The organism is Aquimarina sp. RZ0 (assembly GCF_008370685.1).
In the GTDB taxonomy this organism is placed as follows: domain Bacteria; phylum Bacteroidota; class Bacteroidia; order Flavobacteriales; family Flavobacteriaceae; genus Aquimarina.
In genome coordinates this window covers 1-895 of sequence record NZ_VTZU01000237.1, presented here as the reverse complement: position 1 = coordinate 895, position 895 = coordinate 1, and the positions used below count along the sequence as shown (strand labels likewise).

Genomic DNA, 895 nt, shown 5'->3' with positions numbered 1-895 from the left:
TGAAAGAACATAGCTTCAGCAAATCCCTCACGAGGTTAACTGTATGCTTTTCTTCAGAGTGAACAGTCAATTACTCTGATGGGATTCTCACCCACTGGATCACCACAGCTTCGTGGCACACCAACGTTTAATATATGTGTCGTAGCAGGGCAATATGTTACCTTGCTTTTCGATATTTCTGCGCATTGGTTGCTAACTTTTACTTTTTGCAAGCATTGCGCCTTACCAAAAATACAATAACCATTCGATTCATCACTTAGCTGCTATGATCACATATATGTTGTTGTGGCCAGTTTATTTATTTAATCTCGTTATCATAATCATAATATTCCAGAGAGAGAATAAGTCACTTCCTTTTTTCGTAATAAAAATCGTTTCTTTTCCGTCAAATTCAGTAACTAACAATTCGCGTTCGTTGCGTTTTTTAATTTTTTTGAGTTTAGTTTCACCAGCTTCTGCTTTTTCGAAATATTCTTTCCGATTTTTAGAATCCACATCTTCAATTGCATCTAATTTTACAGAGTTGAGTTTTGTTCCATCATACCCAATAATTCTTTTTGTTCCCAATGCTGTCCAATTATTCTTCGAATCCGTAAATAGTAAGATTATTTTTCCGCTATCTTTTTCGTCAAAATGATTTAAGTATTTCATTTTGACTTCGTCAGTCAAGTTCTCAAATAAAAATACAGTTTTATTCGGCAGATTATGTTGAGAAGCTCTCCACTTAATTCTATCTTCTATAAATTCGACTGTTTTTCGCATTCAGTTTAATTCTGACTAACGTAAAATTACACTACTGATTTACAGTTATTTGCAAATCATCATTAGTTAATCCAAATTTATCAATTTGTTTTCTAATTCTTTTCACTAGTCCTAGTTTTCTTTTTTGATCGAG

General features: G+C 33.1%; 1 protein-coding gene. It reads right to left on the bottom strand.

Features of this window, described 5'->3' with window-relative positions:
- Positions 1–294: 294 nt before the first annotated feature.
- A complete protein-coding gene (locus tag F0000_RS27465; RefSeq protein WP_149627878.1) occupies positions 295–762 on the bottom strand; it encodes a hypothetical protein in 468 nt (155 codons plus the stop codon).
- Positions 763–895 lie beyond the last annotated feature (133 nt).